Raw genomic sequence first — 19400 nt, forward strand, 5'->3', positions numbered from 1 at the left:
CTTACTTCGCTGCGGTCGGGGCGTTGGGCGCGGCGGCGCTGGCCTGCCAGCCACCACCCAGCACCAGGAACAGGTGGATCTGGTCGCGCGAGACCTGCGCTTCGGCGGCGGCCAGGGTGGCGTCGCTGGTGGCCAGGCTGCGGTCGGCATCCAGACTGGACAGGTACGGCGTGCGGCCGCCCTGGTACAGCCGGCGGTTCTGCTCGGCGGCCAGCGCGGCCTGCTCCTGCGCGATGCGCAGCGACTGCAACCGGCGCAGGTCCTGCGCATAGCGATCCAGCGCGGTCTGGGTCTCGCGCAGCGCCTGCAGCACGGTGTGGTCGAACTCGGCCAGGGCTGCATCGGCACCCGCCTCGGCGGCGTGGATGCGCGCATGCGTGCCCGAGGACGGCAGCGTCCACGAGATCAACGGGCCGATCGACCACTGCTGGGTCATCGGCGTGCCGAAGTCTTCCAGCAGGCCGGCGGCACCGAGCGAGGCACCCAGGCGGATGTCCGGGTACAGTTCGGCAGTGGCGACACCAATCCGCGCCGTGGCCGAGGCCAGCTTGCGCTCGGCCTGGCGCACGTCCGGGCGACGCTGCAGCAGCGCACGGCCATCACCGACCGGCAGCGGCTGCGCCAGGCTGGGGGCATGTGCACAGTCGATCACGCCGGCCGGCAGCTGACCCGGGGTCTGCCCGAGCAGGGCGGCCAGCGAATAGGCGGCGGCCGAGCGCTGCGCATGCAGCGGTGGCAGTGCGGCTTCCAGCAGCGCCACCTGCGCATTGGCGCGGGCCAGTTCCGGCGGTGTGCCGCGGCCAGCCGCGATCAGGCGCTCGGTGACCGTACGGCTGCGCTGCTGCAATTGCAGGGAATGCTCGGCCACGTGCAGCTCGTGGTTGGCGTGGCACATTTCCAGATAGCTGTCCGCCACCTGCGCGACCACGCTGACCTGGGCCAGATCGCGTGCTGCGGCGACCGACTGCTCGTCGGCACGCGCCGCTTCGGCGCCGCGCTTGAGCTTGCCGAACAGGTCGAACTGGTAGCTGACCGCGAACTTGCCATCGGCCAGGTTGATCACCGGCAGCTCGTGCTCCTGCAGGAACGATTCGGCCGACAGCTGTGCGCGGCTGACCCCGGCCTCGGCCTCGTACTCGAAGCCGCCAGCGTCCAGCGCCTGCTCGTACACCGCCGCAGCGCGACGCAGATGCGCATTGGCAGCCTTCAGTTCAACGTTGTCTCGCAGCGCCTGGGTGATCAGGCCTTCCAGTACCGGGTCGTTGTACAGCGACCACCAGCGGTCGGGCAGCGCCTGGTTGGCGGCAATCTGCGGGTTCTGCGTGTCGATGAAGGCGGCATTGGCCTGCGGACGCTTGAACGCCGAACCTTCCGGCAATGCGTAGTCGGGACCGACGGTCCTGCACGCGGCCAGGCTGGCCAGCGCGACGATCAGGCCGAGACGGGGCAGGGCGGTGTTCACAGGCCCGCCTGTGTCGGCGCGGTGCCGGCCTTGTCGTTGTGCGGATGGCGGCCGGTGTCCACGGTCACCGTGGCGGTGCGGCCGGCGATCAGTTCCACGCCCTTGGGCACCTCGTCGATGGCGATGCGCACCGGAATGCGCTGCGCCAGCCGCACCCAGTCGAAGGCCGGGGTCACGTTCGGCAGCAGGGTGCTGCCATTGCTGCGGTAACGGTCCTCGATGCCGGCGGCGATGCTTTCGACATGGCCACGCAGCGCGGTCGATTCGCCCATCAGGCGGATGTCCACGGCTTGTCCCGGGGCCACGCCACGCAGGCGGGTTTCCTCGAAGTAGCCGTCAATGCGGAACGAGCCGGTATCCAGCAGCGCCAGCACCGGCTTGCCGGCCACCACGTAGTCGCCCACGCGCATGGTGCGGTCGTTGACGCGGCCATTGGCCGGCGCACGCACTTCCGTACGGGCCAGGTTGAGTTCGGCCAGGTCGACCGCCGCCTGCGCGGTGGCCAGCGCGGCCTGGGCGGCCTGCAGCTTGGCGCGGCGTACTTCGGCATCCTCGGCGGCGACCAGGTCCTGCAGGCTGCGATCACGCCCGATCTCGCGGCGCAGCTGCGTTACCGATGCCTGGCGTTCGGCCAGGCTGGCGCGGCTCTGTTCCAGCGCGATGCGGTAGCGCGCCCGATCAATCACGAACAGCAGATCGCCCTTCTTCACCGCCTGGTTGTCGGCCACCTGCACTGTTTCCACCAAGCCGGACACATCCGGTGCGACCTGCACCACGTCGGCGCCGACATGGGCGTCGCGGGTCCATGGCTCATCCATGTAGTAGACCCACAGCTGGCGCAGCACCAGCAGGGCGACGATCACGGCTGCGCTGGTGAGCAGCACCGGCAGGGTCTTCTTCACGATCTTGTTCACGATTGCATCCAACGCAGAAGGTGGAACAGCAGGCCAAGCACGATCCCGTACAGGGCCAGGTTGAACAGCGCCGGGTGCCATACATGGCGATAGGCGCCGGCACGCTGCAGCAGCGCGTGCAGGCCGCTGTTGACCAGATAGGCCAACAACATCAACCCGAGCAGGGTCGGGACGAACACTCCGTGGAGACTGAATTCACCGGGCATCGGTAGGGGCGGGGGCGAGGTAGGGGAGGGGAGGAACAACGAAACAACGGCAACGGGTAAAAGCCGCTGGCGTGTGAACGGCAGCGGCGGTACTCGGGGGCAGCGGTCTTACGTGATGCGGTCGGCGGCCTCGGCCAGCAGGCGCCATGCCTTCAGCACGGCGTGCAGTTCATCCATGGAAAGCTCGCCGAACACGTCCTGGCGCAGGCCGATCAACTGGTCTTCCAGCTCGCTGACCAGCGCGTGGCCGGCGTCGGTCAGCCACAACAGGTTGGCGCGGCGGTCGCTGGCGTCGCTCTCGCGGCGGACCAGGTCGCTGGCGCACAGCTTGTCCAGCAGGCGGACCAGGGAAGGCCCCTCCATGCCCAGCTGCTGGGCCAGCGCCACCTGGCGGATGCCACCCCCCGAGCGGCCGATCATCAGCAGCGGCATGGTGCAGGCGGTGGAGATGCCATAGCTGCCGAGCCGGCTGTCGGCCAGGCGCTGCCACTGCCGCCCTGCGTACAGCAGGCCGGAGCTGAGCTGCATCTGCAGCACGGTGCGCTCGTCGAGGGGTCGGTCCATAAGTAATAGATAGGATACTACTAATTTCATTCCTATCAATAGATTTTACTGAATGGGTGGTGTGCTGAGGAAAGCGTTGCGCCTGCTGGCTATCGGTTGTGGTGGCGGAGGGCCAGGCGGGGTGGGACACGCTGCAAGTACGTCCCTGTAAGCTCGATCGGCGCATCCATGCGCCTCACGGTCCTACCCCGCCCGGCCCTCCGCCACCTACCCCACATCCCGCGGGCGCGGTGGGTTGGCTCTTTAAAGGCAATGGCAGAAGCAGTGCGAACCAAGGTCCGCACCCACCAGGGCAGTGGCGCGAGCCGTTTCCGAAGCCATGAACCCCAGCTTTTGACCCCGCTTTCGGGCGGTCCGGCCGCGCCCGCAGGAAACCGTCAAGGAGGGGGAGGGGGGGCTGCGCAGGACCGTTGGCGCCATGGATGGCGCCATCGAGCCCCCATGGACGGGTTTACGGCGTGTCCTGCGCAGCCCCCTCTCCCACTCCAGACCGATAGCAAGCACGCGCCGGAAGTACCCCCCGATGAACCGTCCCAACAGGACGACCCACCCCCCGGTCGGGTACGATGCTCGCCCCCCGATCGGGACGCTGTACGCAATGAGCAAGAACAACGAAAAGGCCGCCCCGCAGGGCGACGTGACCCAGGACCAGGCCGAGGATGCCGTGCGCACCCTGCTGCGCTGGGCCGGTGAGGACCCGTCCCGTGAAGGCCTGCTGGATACCCCCCGCCGTGTTGCCGAAGCCTATGGCGACTGGTTCAGCGGTTACCGCGACGACCCGCGCGCCTACATGGAGCGGACCTTCGAGGAAGTGGCCGGCTATGACGAACTGATCGTCCTGCGCGACATCGAGTACGAAAGCCACTGCGAGCACCACATGGCGCCGATCATCGGCCGCGTGCACGTCGGCTACCTGCCGGCCGGCAAGGTGGTGGGCATCAGCAAGCTGGCCCGCGTCGTCGAAGCCTACGCCCGCCGTTTCCAGGTGCAGGAGAAGATGACCGCGCAGATCGCCCAGTGCATCCAGGATGTGCTGCAGCCGATCGGTGTCGGCGTGGTCGTCGAAGGCGCCCACGAATGCATGACCACCCGCGGCATCCACAAGCGCGGCGTCAGCATGGTCACCTCGAAGATGCTGGGCAGCTTCCGCGACGACGCGCGTACCCGCGCCGAGTTCCTGCGTTTCATCGAAGTGGGCGGCAAGCGCTGAGCCGCTTGCCCGCACCCCGCTGGCCCCGCGTGGCCGGCATGCCCACGGCTGCCTGCACGGCAGCCGTGCGTGGCTGCTCGTCCCCGCCAGCCCTCATGACTCCTTTCGCTGCATGAAGCACCGCGAACGCATCTCCCGTTACCGCCATCTGCGCGAACAGCCCCAGTGGAAGCTGCTCGCCGCCGACCACGCTCCGGAAATCATCGGCCTGCTGCAAGGGCTGCTGATGGACGGCGAGCGCACGCTGTCGTCGTCGGTACTCAACGAGCGCCTGCAACGTGCGCTGGACCAGCTCAACGGCGACGAACTGTCGCGCGACCTGCCGCGCACCGCGCAGGCCTACATCGCGCACTGGCTGGCCCAGGGTTGGCTGGAACGCCGCCTGCCCGAGGGCGCCGACCAGGAGCAGTACGAACTGTCGACCGCGGCGCTGCAGGCCATCCGCTTCGCCGACGGCCTCGAGCAGGCCCGCGTGGCCGCCACCGAAAGCCGCCTGGCGCTGGTCATCGAACAGCTCTCGCAGCTGGCCGCACAGACCGAGTCCGATCCGGACGCGCGCCTGTCGGCGCTGCGCGACGAGCGTGACCGCATCGACGCCGAGATCGCCCGTGTCGGTGCCGGTCGTGTGATCGCGCTGGACGGCAAGCGCGCGCTGGAACGTGCGCGCCAGATCATCGGCCTCGCCGACGAACTGACCGAGGACTTCCGCCGCGTACGCGACGACTTCGAGCAGCTCAACCGCGATTTCCGCGAACGCATCATTGACGATGAGGGCGAGCGCGGCGATGTGCTGTCGCAGCTGTTCGAAGGCGTGGATGTGATCGGCGAGAGCGATGCAGGACGCAGCTTCCAGGCCTTCTGGCGCCTGCTCAATGACGCCGAACAGAGCGCTCAGCTCGATGCCGCGCTGGAAGCGGTGCTGGCGCGTGGCTTTGCCCGTCGCCTGGACCGCAACGAACGCAACTTCCTGCGTGGCTTCACCAGCACCATGCTTGAACGCGGTGGCCAGGTGCACGACGTGCTGCAGAACTTCGCGCGCAGCCTGCGCGGCTTCGTGCAGAGCCGTGGCTACCTGGAACAGCGCCGCCTCAACCAGTTGCTGAAACAGGCGCAGTCCGAAGCGCTGGCGCTGCGCGACGAGTTCCCCGCACAGCGTGGCATCGGCCGCGACCTGCAGCTGACCACCAGCCGCCTGCGTTCGTGGTCGCAGTGGAAGCTGCATGATCCGCGCAGTGCCCAGGTCGATGGCAACGTCGAATACAACGACGCGGCCGCGATCAGCCTGGAAAGCGTCGGCGACCTGGTCGCCTCGTCCGAAATCGACTTCCGCACCCTGCGCCGCGACCTGCACGACCTGCTCGATGCACAGCCGCGGCTCAGCATTGCCCAGGCGCTGTCGCAGCGTGAAGCGCCGCAGGGCCTGGGCAGCGTCATCGGCTACCTGTCGCTGGGCACGCGCTTCGGCAACGTGATCGCCGGCGAGCAGGAGCTTGCCGAATGGCGTGGTGGCGACGGCCAGATCCGTCGCGCCCGCATCCCGCTGGTTTGGTTCACCCAGGAGAGACGCCATGAGCTGGCATGAAGATCCCATCGACGCAGCGCAGGCCGACGTGGCGGAAGACGCCTACGAAGCCGAACCGGTGGCGACCGTGGCGCAGCCCCGCCGTGGCAACGACGTGTACTACCTCGGCGATACCGGGCGCCTGCCGCTGGATGCGCGCCGCGCGCTGTGCCAGCTGCTGATCGGCCCCAGCATCGACCAGCTGCGTCACGCCAAACTGTGGCCGGCGCTGATCCGCAGCGAAGCCGCCATCCGCTCGTCGCTGGCCGACCTGTTCCTGGAACTGGTGCTCGACCGTGACAGCGGTGTGGCCTTCACCCGCCAGGCCGATACCGAAGACGTTGATGCGCCGGTGCTGCTGCGCACCTCGCCGCTGACCTTCATCGATTCGGTGCTGCTGCTGTACCTGCGCCAGCAGCTGGCCGAGGCCGATGCGCGCGGCAATCGCGCGGTGGTTGCAGACGCCGAGATGGCCGAAGCACTGGCCATCTACGAGAAAAACCTGTCCACCGACCGCGCCGGCTTCAACCGCCGTGTCGCCTCGGCGGTGCAGAAAATGAAGGACAACCACATCCTGACCCGCCTCAGCGGCCAGGAAGACCGCCACGAAGTCTCGCCGGCGCTGAAGCTGTTGTTCTCCGCCGAAGACGTGTCCCAGCTTTCGGCGGTATACCGCCAGCTGCGCGAAACCCCGGCCGCCGAGGCCTGAGAGACCCGACCATCGCATGGCTATCTCCAAGCACACTCCCGCCCTGTTCAACGAAGGCCTGCCGGACCCGCGCCTGCAGCAGTTCCGCATGCGCCGCCTGCAGGTGCACAACTGGGGCACCTTCAATGGCCTGACCGAAGTGCCGATCGCCGAGCGCGGCTTCCTGTTCGTCGGCCGTTCCGGCTCGGGCAAGTCGACCCTGCTCGATGCCATGTCCGCGCTGCTGACGCCGCCGGCCATCGTCGACTTCAACGCCGCCGCGCGTGAAGCCGAGCGCAGTGGCCGCGACCGCAACCTGGTGTCCTATGTGCGTGGCGCCTGGGCCGACCAGCAGGACAGCGGCACCGGTGAAATCGCCACCCAGTACCTGCGCAAGGGCGCGACCTGGACCGCACTGGTGCTGGAATACCGCGCCGGCGACGGCCGCGTGGTCAGCCTGGTGCGCCTGCTGTGGATCTCCGGCAACGGCACCTCGGCCGGTGACGTGCGCAAGCACTACATGATCGCCGAGCGCCCGTTCGACATCGCCAAGGATCTCGGCGGCTTCGACCTGGACCTACGCAAGCTCAAGCAGAAGCTGTCCGACCTGCATCACTTCGACACCTTCTCCGGCTACGCCGAACGCTTCCGCGACCTGCTCGGCATCGACAACGAGATGGCGCTGCGCCTGCTGCACAAGACGCAGTCGGCGAAGAACCTGGGCGACCTCAACGTCTTCCTGCGCGACTTCATGCTCGACACGCCGAAGACCTTCGACGCCGCCGAGCGCCTGGTCAGCGACTTCGCCGAACTCGATGGCGCACATCAGGCCGTGGTCACCGCCCGTCGCCAGGTGGAAACCCTGCTGCCGGCACGCGCCTACTACAACGACCTGAAGGAAATGCACCGCCAGCGCGGCGACGACGAAGCACTGAAGCTCGGCGTCGACAGCTTCCGCGAAAGCCGCCGCCAGGCGCTGATCGAAGCACGCCTGCGCGAGATGGATGTGCGTGACCGTGGCCTGCTCGGCGAAGAAGCCCAGCGCCGTGCCGCGCTGGACAACCACACCGAGCGTCTGGCCGAACTGGAACTGCAGCGCCGCCAGCAGGGCGGTGAGCGCATCGAGGAACTGGAACGCGAACAGGGCCGCGCCGAAGCCGAGCGCGACCGCCGCAAGGCCAAGCGTGACCAGGCCCAGGAAGCCGCACAGCAGCTGCAGGCCGAACTGCCCGACGATGCCCATGGCTTCGCCGAGCTGGTCGAGCGTGCGCAGAATGAACTGCAGGACCGCCAGCGTGCCTCGGCAGCACTGGACGATGCGATCAGCGATCGCCTCGGCGGCAAGCGCGATGACGAGCGCCGCTTCGGTGAAGTGCGCAGCGAACTCGAAGCGATGCAGCGCACGCCCTCCAACATCCCGGCGCCGATGCAGAAGCTGCGCGCGCGCCTGGCCGAGGAAACCGGCATTGCCGAAGCGGCGCTGCCGTTCGTCGGCGAGCTGATCCAGGTCCGCTCGGAAGAGCAGGGCTGGCAGGGCGCCATCGAGCGCGTGCTGGGCGGTTTCGCGCTGTCACTGCTGGTCGATGACAAGCATTACAACGACGTCGCCGAGTGGGTAAACCGTACCCACCTGGGCATGCGTTTCACCTATTACCGTGTGCGCCGCAATGACGATGCGTTCGCGCGTGAGCCGTCGGCGAAGTCGCTGCTGCACAAGCTGGAACTGCGCGAGCACGTGTTCGAAAGCTGGCTGCGCCGCGAGCTCGGCAAGCGCTTCGACTACGAATGCGTCGACGCCAAGCAGCTGCGCAATGTCGACCGCGGCATCACCCGCGAAGGCCAGGTCAAGCATCCGGGCGACCGCTTCGAGAAGGACGACCGCAGTGCCGTGGGCGACCGCCGTCGCTGGATCCTCGGCTTCAACAACCACGACAAGGTGGGCGCCTTCGAGCGCGAAGCACAGGAACTGGCCAAGCGCATCGCCAGCTGCGAGACCGACATCGCGCGCCTGCGCGGCCAGCGTGACCGCGACAATGAACGTCGCCTGGCCTGCCACGAGCTGGTCAGCATCAGCTGGAACGAGATCGATATCGCCGCCCCACAGCAGCGTCTGAGCGATATCGAGGCCACCCTGCGCGATCTGCGCGAAGGCAACGCCGATCTCGCCAAGCTGGCCAAGCAGATCGACGCGGTGCGTGCCGACATCGAGCAGGCGCGCCGTACCTATGAAGACGTCCGCGTCGAACGTGGGCAGCTGGTCAAGGAACGTGATCGCCTGGACCGTGCACGCCAGCAGAGCCGTGCACTGGTGCTGCCGAGCCTGGCCCAGGAGCACGAGGCTGGACTTGCCGAGCGCCTGCAGGAGCAGGGCCCGCTCAGCCTGGAAACGCTGGAAGCGCACATGCGCCAGGTCAGCAACGCGCTGAACGAGCAGCTGTCGTCCTCGCAGCAGGACCTCAACCGCATCGAGAACCAGCTGATCGGTTGCTTCCGCCGCTTCATCCAGCAGTGGCCGGAGGAATCGGGCGACTTCACCGTGTCGGTGGCCTCGGCCGAGGACTTCCTTGCACGCCTCGAACGCCTGGAGCGCGATGGCCTGCCGCAGCACGAAGAGCGTTTCTTCGACCTGCTGCAGAACCAGAGCAAGAACAACCTGCTGGCCCTGCAGCGCCACAGCGCCGAGGCCCGCAAGTCGATCGGCCAGCGCCTGGACGAAGTGAATGCCAGCCTGGAACAGGTGCCGTTCAACCGCGGCACGCTGCTGACCATCGAACTGAGCGACCGCCGCCTGCCGGAAGTCGGCGAGTTCCATCTGCAGCTGCGCGAAGTGTTGTCGCAGCAGCAGACCGAGCAGCGCGAGCTGGCCGAATCGCAGTTCACCGTGCTGCGCCAGCTGGTCAACCGCCTGGGTTCACAGGAAGGCGAAGACAAGCGCTGGCGCGAGCTGGTGCTGGACGTGCGCATGCACGTGGAGTTCATCGGCGTCGAGCTGGATGCGGAGACGCGCCAGCAGGTCGAGATCTACCGCAGCGGTGCCGGCAAGTCCGGTGGCCAGCGCCAGAAGCTGGCCACCACCTGCCTGGCGGCTGCCCTGCGCTACCAGCTTGGCGGCGCCGACAGCCAGCTGCCCAGCTATGCCGCGGTCGTGCTCGACGAAGCCTTCGACAAGGCCGACAACGAGTTCACCGCACTGGCGATGAACATCTTCGACAACTTCGGCTTCCAGATGGTGGTGGCCACCCCGTTGAAGTCGGTGATGACGCTGGAACCGTTCATCGGTGGCGCCTGCTTCGTCGAAATCAGCGGCCGCCACGATTCCGGCGTGCTGCTGATCGAGTACGACGAAGAGGGCAAGCGCCTGAAGCTGCCCGAGCGCAGTCGCCAGCAGGCCAACGAACCGGAAGAAGCGGAGGCCTGACCTGGCCGATTGAATGGGAATGCCGGCCAGCGGCCGGCACTACCCATGGCGGGGTTCATGGCCCGGTAGTGGCGGCCGCTGGCCGGCAACCGCATTCACGCTCCGCGCAACGTATCCCACGCCATCCGCGCGATCAGCACCACCACCAGCCCCACGAACAGCTTGCGGATGAACGGCGTACCACCCTTCAGCGCCAACCGCGTGCCCACCACCGATCCAATGATGTTGGCCGCCGCCATCGGCAGCGCGAACAGCCACAGGATGTTGCCGGTCGGCACGAAGAACGAGATCGCCGCCACATTGGTCGCCAGGTTCACCACCTTCGACGCGGCCGATGCGCGCAGGAAATCCAGGCCGAAGAAGCGCACGAACAGGAAGATCAGGAAGCTGCCCGTACCCGGCCCGAAAAAGCCATCGTAGAAGCCGATCGCCGCACCAATGGTCAGTGCGATGGCCAGCTCGCGGCGGCCGATCTCCTGCGGCCGGTGCAGTGCACCGAAATCCTTCTTCCAAAGCGTGTAAGCCAGCATCGCGATCAGCAGCACCAGTACCAGCGGGCGCACCGCATCCTTGGGCAGCAGGCTCACCGCGGTGGCCCCGGCGAAGGAGAAGATGAAGGCCGTGCCAGCCGCGAACAGCACCGGCTTCCACGGGAAGCGCACATTGCGTGCATAGCGCCAGGCCGCTGCACCCGTGCCGAACATCGAGCTGAACTTGTTGGTACCGAACAGCATCGCCGGCGTCTGCTGCGGCAGCACCGTGAACAGGCCGGGCAGCTGCACCAGGCCACCGCCACCGACGGCGGCATCCACAAGGCCGGCGATGAAGGCGATCACCACCAGCCACCACAACTCAGGGGGAACCAGTTCCAGCACGGCGATCAATCAAGGTGGGGGGCGCGACAGCATACGCCTGTCCTGCATCAGCTGACCCGTGCCGCGCGTGGATCAATCCATGCAACCCGGCGACAATGCCGGCATGAGCCGAAAACCCGCCGATCCCTGTCCCTGCGGCCTGGCCGCCGACTACACCGCCTGCTGCGGCCGTTTTCACGCCGGCGAGGCCGCGCCCGATGCCGAGCGCCTGATGCGTTCGCGTTACAGCGCCTACGCGCGGGGTCTGGCCGACTACCTGCGCCAGACCTGGCACCCGGACACGCGTCCGGCCGAGCTGACGCTGGACGATGCGCCGGGCCAGCGCACGCATTGGCTGGGCCTGACCGTGCACGAGCACACCGTTACCGGTGCCGACAGCGCCGACGTCCGCTTCACCGCGCGCTACCGCATCGGCGGCGGCAGCGCGGTGAAGATGACCGAACACAGCCGCTTCCTGCGCATCGACGGCCGCTGGTACTACCTCGACGCGGTCTGAGCCTCAGCCGCCACGCATGGCCAGCACGCGCTGGCCGGCCTGCGCGTGCACCTGGTTGCGGCCCCCGTCCTTGGCCGCGTACAGCGCCTGGTCGGCGGCCTTGACCACCGCCATCGGTCGCCGGTCCACACGACTGTCGGCCAGGCCGATGCTCACCGTCACCTGCACGACCTGGCCGCTGCCACCGCGTCCGCGCTGCTGGCGGCCGGCTTCGTCATCGCGGCTGCGGGTGCTGCGGTCGCGCAGCTGCATGCGGGTGTCCTCGATGCTCTGCCGCAGCGCCTCCACGGCATCCATGCAGGCCGCCGCAGGGCGGTCCAGGAACACCACCGCGAACTCCTCGCCGCCATAGCGGAACGCGCGGCCGCCGTCACCCACCCGCGCCAGCCGCGAGGCTACCAGGCGCAGCACGTCGTCGCCGGTGTCGTGGCCATGGGTATCGTTGAACGATTTGAAGTGGTCTACGTCCACCATCGCGATGCTGTAGGTGCCGCGTGCCCGTTGCAGGGTCTCGTTGAACGCGCGGCGCCCCGGCAGGCCGGTCAGTTCGTCGCGGAACGCCATGTGGAAGGATTCCTGCAGCATCGCACCCAGCACCAGCAGCAGGGCGGCGCAGCTCAGCGCCGGCAGCAGCACCGGCTGCAGGAACACCCGCGGCAGCATCCACCACAGGCACAGCATCGCAAGCAGCATCGACGTATGCAGCGGGCGCGGGTGCCGCCAGGCCTGCCAGCCCAGCGCAGCGGTGGCCAGCAGGAACAGCAGCGCCGGCAGTTGTGCCAGCGCGTTCCAGTCGGCCGGAATCCAGCTCCAATGGCGGTTCGACAGCAGGTCGTGCATGCCACGCGGTTGTTGTGCCGCCAGCAGGAGGAAGATCAGAAGCGCGGTGCCACTGGCAATACCACGCAGCAACAGGTCGTGGCGTCGGCGCCCGCGCTCCGGCCACAACGCCAGTCCGGCGAACAACAGCGGCAACCAGGTTGAGATGGCGTGGAAGCGAAGCGGCGTCAGTGCGGTGACATGGCCACTGCGCAGGTAGCCAGCGACATCGTGGTGCAGTAGCGCAAACACCACCGCCACCAGCAGTAGCAGGCACAGCGCGCGCATCTGATGGTAGAGCAGGGCCAGCCCCGCGCCGAGGCAGGCCAGCAGCCAGGGCAGGATGCGCTGGGCGGGACTGGCCACGTCTTCAGCACCCAATGCGGTGCACAGCACCACGGCGACCAGCATGGCGGGCAGCACGAACAGGTAATGCGCAGGCTGGCGGAGCGGATGCAGGGGCAAGCAGGAATTCCAGCGCGGTGACGACGCGGCCGCAGCATTGCCGTTAGCGGCGTTCGTGCCTGCATCTTGAATGCGGGTGGCTTACCCATGTGAACAAAGTGACGCCGAACCATGACATCGCACTCACCGTTCTGCGCCGATGCTGCGCGCATGGACAGCGTACCCGCCGCCGTCGCTGCCCCGCAGCACGATCTCGCCCACCAGTTCGCCCGCATCCGGGCGCGCAGCCTGCAGCTGGCCGCACCGCTCAGTGCCGAGGACGCCATGCTGCAGAGCATGGCCGACGCCAGCCCGAGCAAGTGGCATCTGGCCCATACCACCTGGTTCTTCGAGCGCTTCGTGCTGGCGGGACTCGCCACCACACCGGCGCATGACCCGGCCTGGGACTATCTGTTCAACAGCTACTACAAGAGCATCGGCCCGGCGCATGCGCGGCCGCAGCGTGGGCTGCTGTCGCGACCCTCGCTGCAGCAGGTGCGCGACTACCGGCAGCAGGTCGATGCTCAGGTACAGGCACGCCTGATGGCAGGCGACCTTGATGAGCAGGCGCTGCAGCACCTGCAGCTGGGACTGCAGCATGAGCAGCAGCATCAGGAGCTGCTGCTCACCGACATCAAGCATGCGTTCTGGTGCAATCCGCTGCAGCCGCCGTATCGCGAAGACCTGCAACCCACCGCAAGCAGCGCCAGCGCTCAGGGTTGGATCGAGTCACCCGAGCGCATCGTCACCGTCGGCGCCGCAGCCTGGCCGCAGCAGGCCGCGTTCGCGTACGACAACGAATCGCCAGCGCACCGCGTGCTGCTGCCCGCCCACGCCCTGGCCGAGCGCCCGCTCAGCAATGCCGAATACCTCGCCTTCATCGAGGCCGGTGGTTACCGGGAGCCGCGCTGGTGGCTCAGCGAAGGCTGGGCGCTGCGCGAAGCCGAGGGCTGGCAGCACCCGCTGTACTGGGACGACGCTCTGCAGCGCGAATACACCCTCGGCGGTTGGCGTGAGCTGGATCCGCACGCGCCGGTCTGCCACCTCAGCTACTACGAGGCTGATGCCTGCGCCCGCTGGGCCGGCGCGCGCCTGCCCAGCGAGTTCGAATGGGAAGCGGCTGCGACGTCGCAACCGGTCAGCGGCCACTTCGCAGAGGATGACCACTTGCACCCGCAGGCGGGGCAGGGCAGTGGACTGCGGCAGCTGTTCGGCGATGTATGGGAATGGACCCAATCGGCCTATGGCGCCTACCCCGGCTTCCGCCCATTTGCTGGAAACCTGGGTGAGTACAACGGCAAGTTCATGTGCGGGCAGTGGGTGCTGCGCGGCGGGAGCTGCGCCACGCCGCGCGGACATGTGCGCGCCAGCTACCGCAACTTCTTCATGCCACCGGCGCGCTGGCAGTTCTCTGGGCTGCGCCTGGCCAGGGACCTTACATGAGCACCGTGCATGACGCGCTGCAGGCACTGACCGATCTCACTCCCGGCCGCCAACAGATCCTGGCCGACGCGGTGACCGGGCTCTCACGTTCGCCGCGGCAACTGCCGTCCAAGTACTTCTACGACGCACGTGGCTCGCGCCTGTTCGAGCAGATCACCCAGACCCCCGAGTACTACCCCACGCGCACCGAGCTGGCCCTGCTGAAGCGCGTGCTGCCGGACATTGCCCGCAGCGTCGGCGCGCGCCTGCACGTGGTGGAATTGGGCAGCGGCAGCGGCCGCAAGACCGCGCTGCTGCTGGCCGCCCTGCACGACCCGGTGGCCTACACACCGATCGAAATCTCACGCGCCGCACTGCTGTCCAGCATCGACCATCTGGCCCCGGCGCTGCCCCAGGTCGAGATGCTGCCGGTCTGTGCCGACTTCACCAGCCCTGTGACCGTGCCCATGCCCGAGCGCGAACCCGCGCGACGCCTGTTGTTCTTCCCCGGTTCCACACTGGGCAACTTTGAAGGCGAAGACGCGGTCGCACTGCTGCGCGCGATGCGCCAGACCATGGGCCGTGACGGGCTGGCCCTGGTCGGCATCGACCTGCACAAGGACCCGGCGCTGATCGAAGCGGCCTACAACGATGCGCAGGGTGTCACCGCCGCGTTCACTCTCAACCTGCTGGCCCGGCTCAACCGCGAGATCGGCAGCGACTTCGACCTCGACGGCTTCCGCCACCGCGCCTGCTACAGCACCGCGCGGCTGCGCATCGAGACTGATCTGGTCAGCCGCTGGGCGCAGGATGTGCATCTGGACGGCCGCACTTTCCACTTTGCCGCCGATGAACCGATCCGCGTGGAGTACAGCCACAAGTACACCGACGACAGCTTTGAACAGCTGCTGCAGCAGGCCGGGCTGCAGGTGGTGCAGCGCTGGGATGCCGACGCCCCGGCCTATGGCCTGCGCCTGCTGCGCGCTCTGTAGGACCGATCACCCGCCGGTGCCGCTTCAGGTTCGGCTGCACCGCTGGCCCTAAGATGGCCCTGCACCGGCAACACGGAGGACGCCATGCCCATTCTGATCACGCTCGGCCTGGCCGCCGCCCTCGCCTCGACGCCGGCGCAGCCGACGGCACCCGATCCCGGCCTCGATCCGGCCTTCAGCCGCTGCCTGGCGGGCCTGCAGGCAGCGGCCGCCAGCCAGGGCATCAGTGCCGACCGCTTCAACGAAATCACCGCCGGCCTCACCCCGGACCCCAGCGTGCTCGGCCTGCTCGATGCGCAGCCGGAATTCACCACGCCGATCTGGGATTACCTGGCAGCCCTGGTCGATCGCCAGCGCGTTGATGATGGGCGCGCGATGCTGCAGCAGCATCGTGACCTGCTCGATCGCGTGTCCGCACAGTACGGCGTCGATCCGACCACCATCGTCGCCGTATGGGGCGTGGAGAGCGACTATGGCCGCGTGTTCGGCAAGCGCCCGCTGCTGCAGTCCCTGGCCACGCTGTCCTGCGCCGGCCGTCGCCAGGCCTTCTTCCGTGGCGAACTGCTGGCCCTGCTCAAGCTGATCGACCGGGGTGACCTGCAGGCGCAGGGGCTGACTGGTTCCTGGGCCGGCGCGTTCGGCCATACCCAGTTCATGCCCAGCACCTATGCACGCATCGCGGTCGACGGTGACGGCGACGGTCGTCGTGATCTGGTCGGCAGCATTCCCGACGCGCTGGCGTCCACCGCCAACTACCTCAAGCGTGCCGGCTGGCGCAGTGGCGAGCCATGGGGCATGGAGGTCCGTATCCCGGCCGGCTTCAACGCCAGCCAGGCAGGTCGTACCCAACGCCGCGCGCTGGCCGACTGGCGCGCGCAGGGCGTGACCGCGCTGGATGGCAGCGCGCTGGCACCGGCCAACCTCCCGGCCGACGCGCGCGCCGCCCTGCTGCTGCCGGCCGGCAACAAGGGCCCGGCATTGCTGGTGTTCCGCAACTACGACGCGATCTACAGCTACAACGCCGCCGAAAGCTATGCGCTGGCGATCGCGACGCTGGCTGACCAATTGCGTGGCGGCAACGGGTTGGCCACCGCCTGGCCGACCGACGACCCGGGCCTGGGCCGCGATGAGCGCCGCCAACTGCAGACCCTGCTGCTGGCCCGCGGCCACGATATCGGCAGCGCCGATGGCATGATCGGTACGGCCACGCGTCGCGCGATCCAGTCCGAGCAGCAGCGCCTCGGCTGGACCAATGCCGATGGGCGTGCTGGGCAGCGCATCCTGCGCACGCTGCAGGAAGAGGCCGCAGCGGCAGCGCCCAGCGTGCAGAAGGCCTTGCCCCAGGCACGCTGACCGCGACATCATCGCCGCGGTCTTCAAGGAGCGTCATCGCATGCAGTCGAATCCGGACATCAGCAGCGGCCTGTATCACGGGCTGGAGGCCTGGCAGGTGCGAACCGCCAATGCCACGGCGGTCATCAGCGTGTTCGGTGGACAGCTGCTGTCGTTCATTCCGGAAGGGCAGCACGACCTGTTGTGGCTGTCGCCCACGCGCGCCGAACTGCCCACGCCGATCCGCGGAGGTGTGCCGGTGTGCTGGCCGTGGTTCGGACGCCAGGGCCAGGACACTGATGTTCCCGCACACGGGTTGGTGCGTACCGTGCGCTGGGAACTGCAGCAGGTGCGCCAGAACGACACGGGAGAGCTGGAGCTGCAGCTGGCGCCGCCATTGCCTGCAGACCTCGGCCTGCGTCTGCAGATGCAGCTGCGTATCGGCCACCAGCTGCATCAGCAGTTGACCAGTGAGAACATCGGCAGCGCCCCGGTCACTTTCACCCAGGCCCTGCACAGCTATTTCCGTGTTGGCGATGCCGGTCGCGTCGAGGTCGATGGCCTCGATGGACTGCAGTATCTCGACAAGTACGAGGATTACGCGCAGGCGCGCCTGCAGCAGGGACCGTGGTCATTGCGCGATCCGCGTGATCCCGGCCGCAGCGATCGCATCTATACCGGTGCTGGCGGCCATTACGCGCTGCGTGATCCCGTACTGCAGCGGCGGATCGAGATCCGCAGCGAAGGCAGCCAGACGCTGGTGGCATGGAACCCGGGTGCGGACGCGGCGGCGAAGATGGCGGACGTCGGCGATGGCTGGCACGATTATGTCTGCCTGGAGGTGGCCAATGCCGGCCCCGAGCAGATCACCCTCGCACCGGGGGAGCGCCACCGGTTGGCGCAGACCCTGGCCAGTGCCCCGCTATAGGTGGTGGCAGCAGTTCCAGTTTGATGATGTACGCAGGAAGGATGGAGAACATGCAGGAAGCACAGTGGTGGTATGCCAATGGCAGGCAGAGCAGTGGGCCGGTCGACCTGGCCGGTCTTCGCAAGCTGCAGCAGGACGGGACGGTAACGGCACGCACGCTGCTGTGGTGCGAAGGGATGCCGTCGTGGCGTCCATTGGCCGAGCTGGATCAGGTTCCAACGCCCATCGAAGTGGTTCCGGCCCCGGATATCGACGCAGCCCCTGTCGTTGAGGGCATCGCGCCGAGCGTCGGCGATCCTTCCGATCCGTATCGTGCGCCGGCCACTGCACCGGATACGGCAGCGGCGGCTGGGCTGGAGGGCGGGTTGGCGCTGTACGCCAGCGTCGTGGGAGGCAACTTCCCGATCTATCGCCAGCGCTGGCGGCTGGATCAAGGCATCGCCACAGGCACAGGCACTTGGCACTGGCCGGCCTTCCTGCTCGGCCTGGTGTGGATGATGTACCGCAGGATGTACCGTCTGGCGGCGATGTGGGCTGGCCTGCTGCTGCTGATCAGCGTGGTCGAGACCTTGCTGGATGTTCCTGATGGCCTGTCGCTGGTCATCACCTTCGCGCTCAGCATCACCACCGGCATCTTTGGCAACAGCTGGTACCTGGCGCACTGCCAGCGCCTGATCGCCCAGGCCCGTACCGTGGCCGGCGGCGATGACGCACGGCTGCGCAGCGAGCTGACTGCACGCGGCGGCACCAGCGTGGTCGCCACACTGATCGCCATCGTCATCGCGGTAGTGCTGAGTACGGTCGGCGCTGCGTTGGCGGGGTAGGCCGGATCAGCCGGCTTGGCGTGGCCGCAGTACCAGCAGGCACAGGGCTCCGGCCACCAGCCCCCAGAACGCCGAGCCGATGCCGGCCAGGCTGACCCCGGAGGCGGTGACCAGGAAGGTGACCAGTGCCGCCTCGCGGTCCCGCTCTATCGCCAGCGCACTGGCCAGGCTGTTGGCGATGGTGCCGAACAGCGCGATACCGGCCACGCAGGCCACCAGTTCCTTCGGAAACGCGGCGAACAGTGCCGCCACGGTGGCACCGAACAGTCCGATCACGATGTAGAAGGCGCCCGCTGCCATGGCCGCGGTATAGCGTCGCGCCGGATCTTCATGCGCATCGCGGCCCATGCAGATCGCGGCGGTGATTGCAGCGAGGTTGAGCGCATAGGCACCGAAGGGGGCCAGCAGCGTGTTGACCACACCGATCCAGCCGATCAGTGGCGACACCGGTGCTTCGTAGCCGGATGCGCGCATCACCGCCACGCCGGGAATGTTCTGCGAAGCCATGGTGACCACGAACAGGGGCAGGGCGATGCCTGCCACCGCCGTCCACGATAGTGACGGCGTGACCCACTGAGGTACTGCCAGTTGCAGTTGTACCTGTTGTGCGTGCAGCAGGCCGCGGCTGGCCGCGACCGCGATACCTACCGCCAGGGTGGCGATCACTGCATAGCGTGGGAACAGGCGGCGCCCGGCCAGCCAGGTGGCGAACATCGCCAGCGCCAGCACCAGTTGGGTGTTCATCGCCACGAACACATCCAGGCCGAAGCGCAGCAGCACGCCGGCCAGCATGCCGGCGGCCAGTGCCATCGGCACCCGTTGCATCAGGCGGGCGAAGATGCCGGAGAAGCCGGCCAGCGTGCCCAGCACCGCGGCAAGCAGGAAGGCGCCGGTCGCTTCAGACAGTGAGGCGCCACCGGCGCCGACCACCAGCATCGCCGCGCCCGGGGTCGACCATGCGGTCACCACCGGCACGCGATAGCGCAGCGACAAGCCGATGCAGGTCACGCCCATGCCCAGCCCCAGTGCCCACATCCATGAGGCGATCTGCGCCTGGTCGGCACCGACGGCCTGTGCAGCCTGGAACACGATCACGGCCGAACTGGCGAAGCCGACCAATACAGTAATGAAGCCAGCGATGATCGCCGGCATCGAAAGATCGCGCCACCACACCCGCCGCACCTGTATGTTCATTGCTGTCCCTCTACTGTGCATCCGTGCATTGATAGCCCCTGCGGTGTTGAC

General features: G+C 67.8%; 17 protein-coding genes. 10 read left to right on the forward strand and 7 right to left on the reverse strand.

Annotated elements, in window-relative coordinates; all coding sequences use genetic code 11:
* Position 1 precedes the first annotated feature (1 nt).
* From AC07M7_RS11685 to AC07M7_RS11700, 4 genes are all read right to left on the reverse strand, one after another.
* A complete protein-coding gene (locus AC07M7_RS11685; RefSeq protein WP_495207440.1) occupies positions 2-1462 on the reverse strand; it encodes an efflux transporter outer membrane subunit in 1461 nt (486 codons plus the stop codon).
* Positions 1459-2376, reverse strand: coding sequence for an efflux RND transporter periplasmic adaptor subunit (locus AC07M7_RS11690; protein WP_495207441.1), 918 nt, complete (start codon positions 2374-2376; stop codon positions 1459-1461). The genes AC07M7_RS11685 and AC07M7_RS11690 overlap by 4 nt, the downstream gene beginning before the upstream one ends.
* Positions 2373-2582: a DUF1656 domain-containing protein gene (locus AC07M7_RS11695; RefSeq protein ID WP_010487502.1), complete on the reverse strand. Its 210-nt coding sequence runs from the start codon at positions 2580-2582 to the stop codon at positions 2373-2375. Before AC07M7_RS11695 ends, AC07M7_RS11690 begins: the two co-directional genes overlap by 4 nt.
* A gap of 108 nt (positions 2583-2690) precedes the next feature.
* Entirely contained in the window at positions 2691-3146 is a 456-nt protein-coding gene (locus tag AC07M7_RS11700) for a MarR family winged helix-turn-helix transcriptional regulator (protein WP_012481667.1), read from the reverse strand.
* 598 nt (positions 3147-3744) lie between these two features.
* Here AC07M7_RS11700 and folE point away from each other — a divergent pair.
* The 4 genes from folE to AC07M7_RS11720 all read left to right on the forward strand — a co-directional run bounded on the left by folE (position 3745) and on the right by AC07M7_RS11720 (position 10023).
* The gene (gene folE / locus AC07M7_RS11705) at positions 3745-4356 is read left to right on the forward strand and encodes a GTP cyclohydrolase I FolE (protein ID WP_004141296.1); all 612 of its coding nucleotides are present in this window, start codon (positions 3745-3747) and stop codon (positions 4354-4356) included.
* A gap of 112 nt (positions 4357-4468) precedes the next feature.
* On the forward strand, positions 4469-5938 hold the full coding sequence (locus tag AC07M7_RS11710) for a DUF3375 domain-containing protein (protein WP_046985163.1): 1470 nt from the start codon (positions 4469-4471) through the stop codon (positions 5936-5938).
* On the forward strand, positions 5925-6626 hold the full coding sequence (locus tag AC07M7_RS11715; protein WP_046985162.1) for a DUF4194 domain-containing protein: 702 nt from the start codon (positions 5925-5927) through the stop codon (positions 6624-6626). Before AC07M7_RS11710 ends, AC07M7_RS11715 begins: the two co-directional genes overlap by 14 nt.
* A gap of 16 nt (positions 6627-6642) precedes the next feature.
* A complete protein-coding gene (locus AC07M7_RS11720; RefSeq protein WP_046985161.1) occupies positions 6643-10023 on the forward strand; it encodes an ATP-binding protein in 3381 nt (1126 codons plus the stop codon).
* 95 nt (positions 10024-10118) lie between these two features.
* Here the strand turns inward: AC07M7_RS11720 and AC07M7_RS11725 are convergent, their stop codons facing one another.
* Positions 10119-10898, reverse strand: a complete 780-nt coding sequence (locus AC07M7_RS11725; protein WP_495207442.1) for a sulfite exporter TauE/SafE family protein — start codon at positions 10896-10898, stop codon at positions 10119-10121.
* Positions 10899-11001: 103 nt separating this feature from the next.
* Between AC07M7_RS11725 and AC07M7_RS11730 the strand changes: the two genes are divergently transcribed.
* Entirely contained in the window at positions 11002-11394 is a 393-nt protein-coding gene (locus AC07M7_RS11730) for a YchJ family protein (RefSeq protein WP_426354608.1), read from the forward strand.
* A gap of 3 nt (positions 11395-11397) precedes the next feature.
* Here AC07M7_RS11730 and AC07M7_RS11735 read toward each other — a convergent pair whose 3' ends face one another.
* Positions 11398-12678 carry a GGDEF domain-containing protein gene (locus AC07M7_RS11735; protein WP_495207443.1) on the reverse strand — a complete coding sequence of 427 codons (1281 nt, stop codon included), beginning with the start codon at positions 12676-12678 and terminating at the stop codon, positions 11398-11400.
* A 150-nt stretch (positions 12679-12828) separates the two neighbouring features.
* On the opposite strand from AC07M7_RS11735, the gene egtB reads away from it, so the two are divergent.
* The 5 genes from egtB (at position 12829) to AC07M7_RS11760 (ending at position 18155) form a co-directional block, all read left to right on the forward strand.
* Positions 12829-14100: an ergothioneine biosynthesis protein EgtB gene (gene egtB, locus AC07M7_RS11740; protein ID WP_495207449.1), complete on the forward strand. Its 1272-nt coding sequence runs from the start codon at positions 12829-12831 to the stop codon at positions 14098-14100.
* Positions 14097-15071 carry an L-histidine N(alpha)-methyltransferase gene (gene egtD / locus AC07M7_RS11745; RefSeq protein ID WP_428709506.1) on the forward strand — a complete coding sequence of 325 codons (975 nt, stop codon included), beginning with the start codon at positions 14097-14099 and terminating at the stop codon, positions 15069-15071. Before egtB ends, egtD begins: the two co-directional genes overlap by 4 nt.
* 84 nt (positions 15072-15155) lie before the next feature.
* Complete coding sequence (locus AC07M7_RS11750; protein WP_046985157.1) at positions 15156-16424, forward strand: lytic murein transglycosylase; 1269 nt, start codon at positions 15156-15158, stop codon at positions 16422-16424.
* Positions 16425-16464: 40 nt separating this feature from the next.
* Complete coding sequence (locus AC07M7_RS11755; protein WP_100435671.1) at positions 16465-17331, forward strand: D-hexose-6-phosphate mutarotase; 867 nt, start codon at positions 16465-16467, stop codon at positions 17329-17331.
* 50 nt (positions 17332-17381) lie between these two features.
* Complete coding sequence (locus AC07M7_RS11760; protein WP_495207444.1) at positions 17382-18155, forward strand: DUF2628 domain-containing protein; 774 nt, start codon at positions 17382-17384, stop codon at positions 18153-18155.
* Positions 18156-18161: 6 nt separating this feature from the next.
* Here the strand turns inward: AC07M7_RS11760 and AC07M7_RS11765 are convergent, their stop codons facing one another.
* On the reverse strand, positions 18162-19349 hold the full coding sequence (locus tag AC07M7_RS11765; protein WP_495207445.1) for a benzoate/H(+) symporter BenE family transporter: 1188 nt from the start codon (positions 19347-19349) through the stop codon (positions 18162-18164).
* Between the last annotated feature and the right edge of the window lie 51 nt (positions 19350-19400).

This window comes from Stenotrophomonas sp. GW821-FHT09E08, assembly GCF_059416125.1.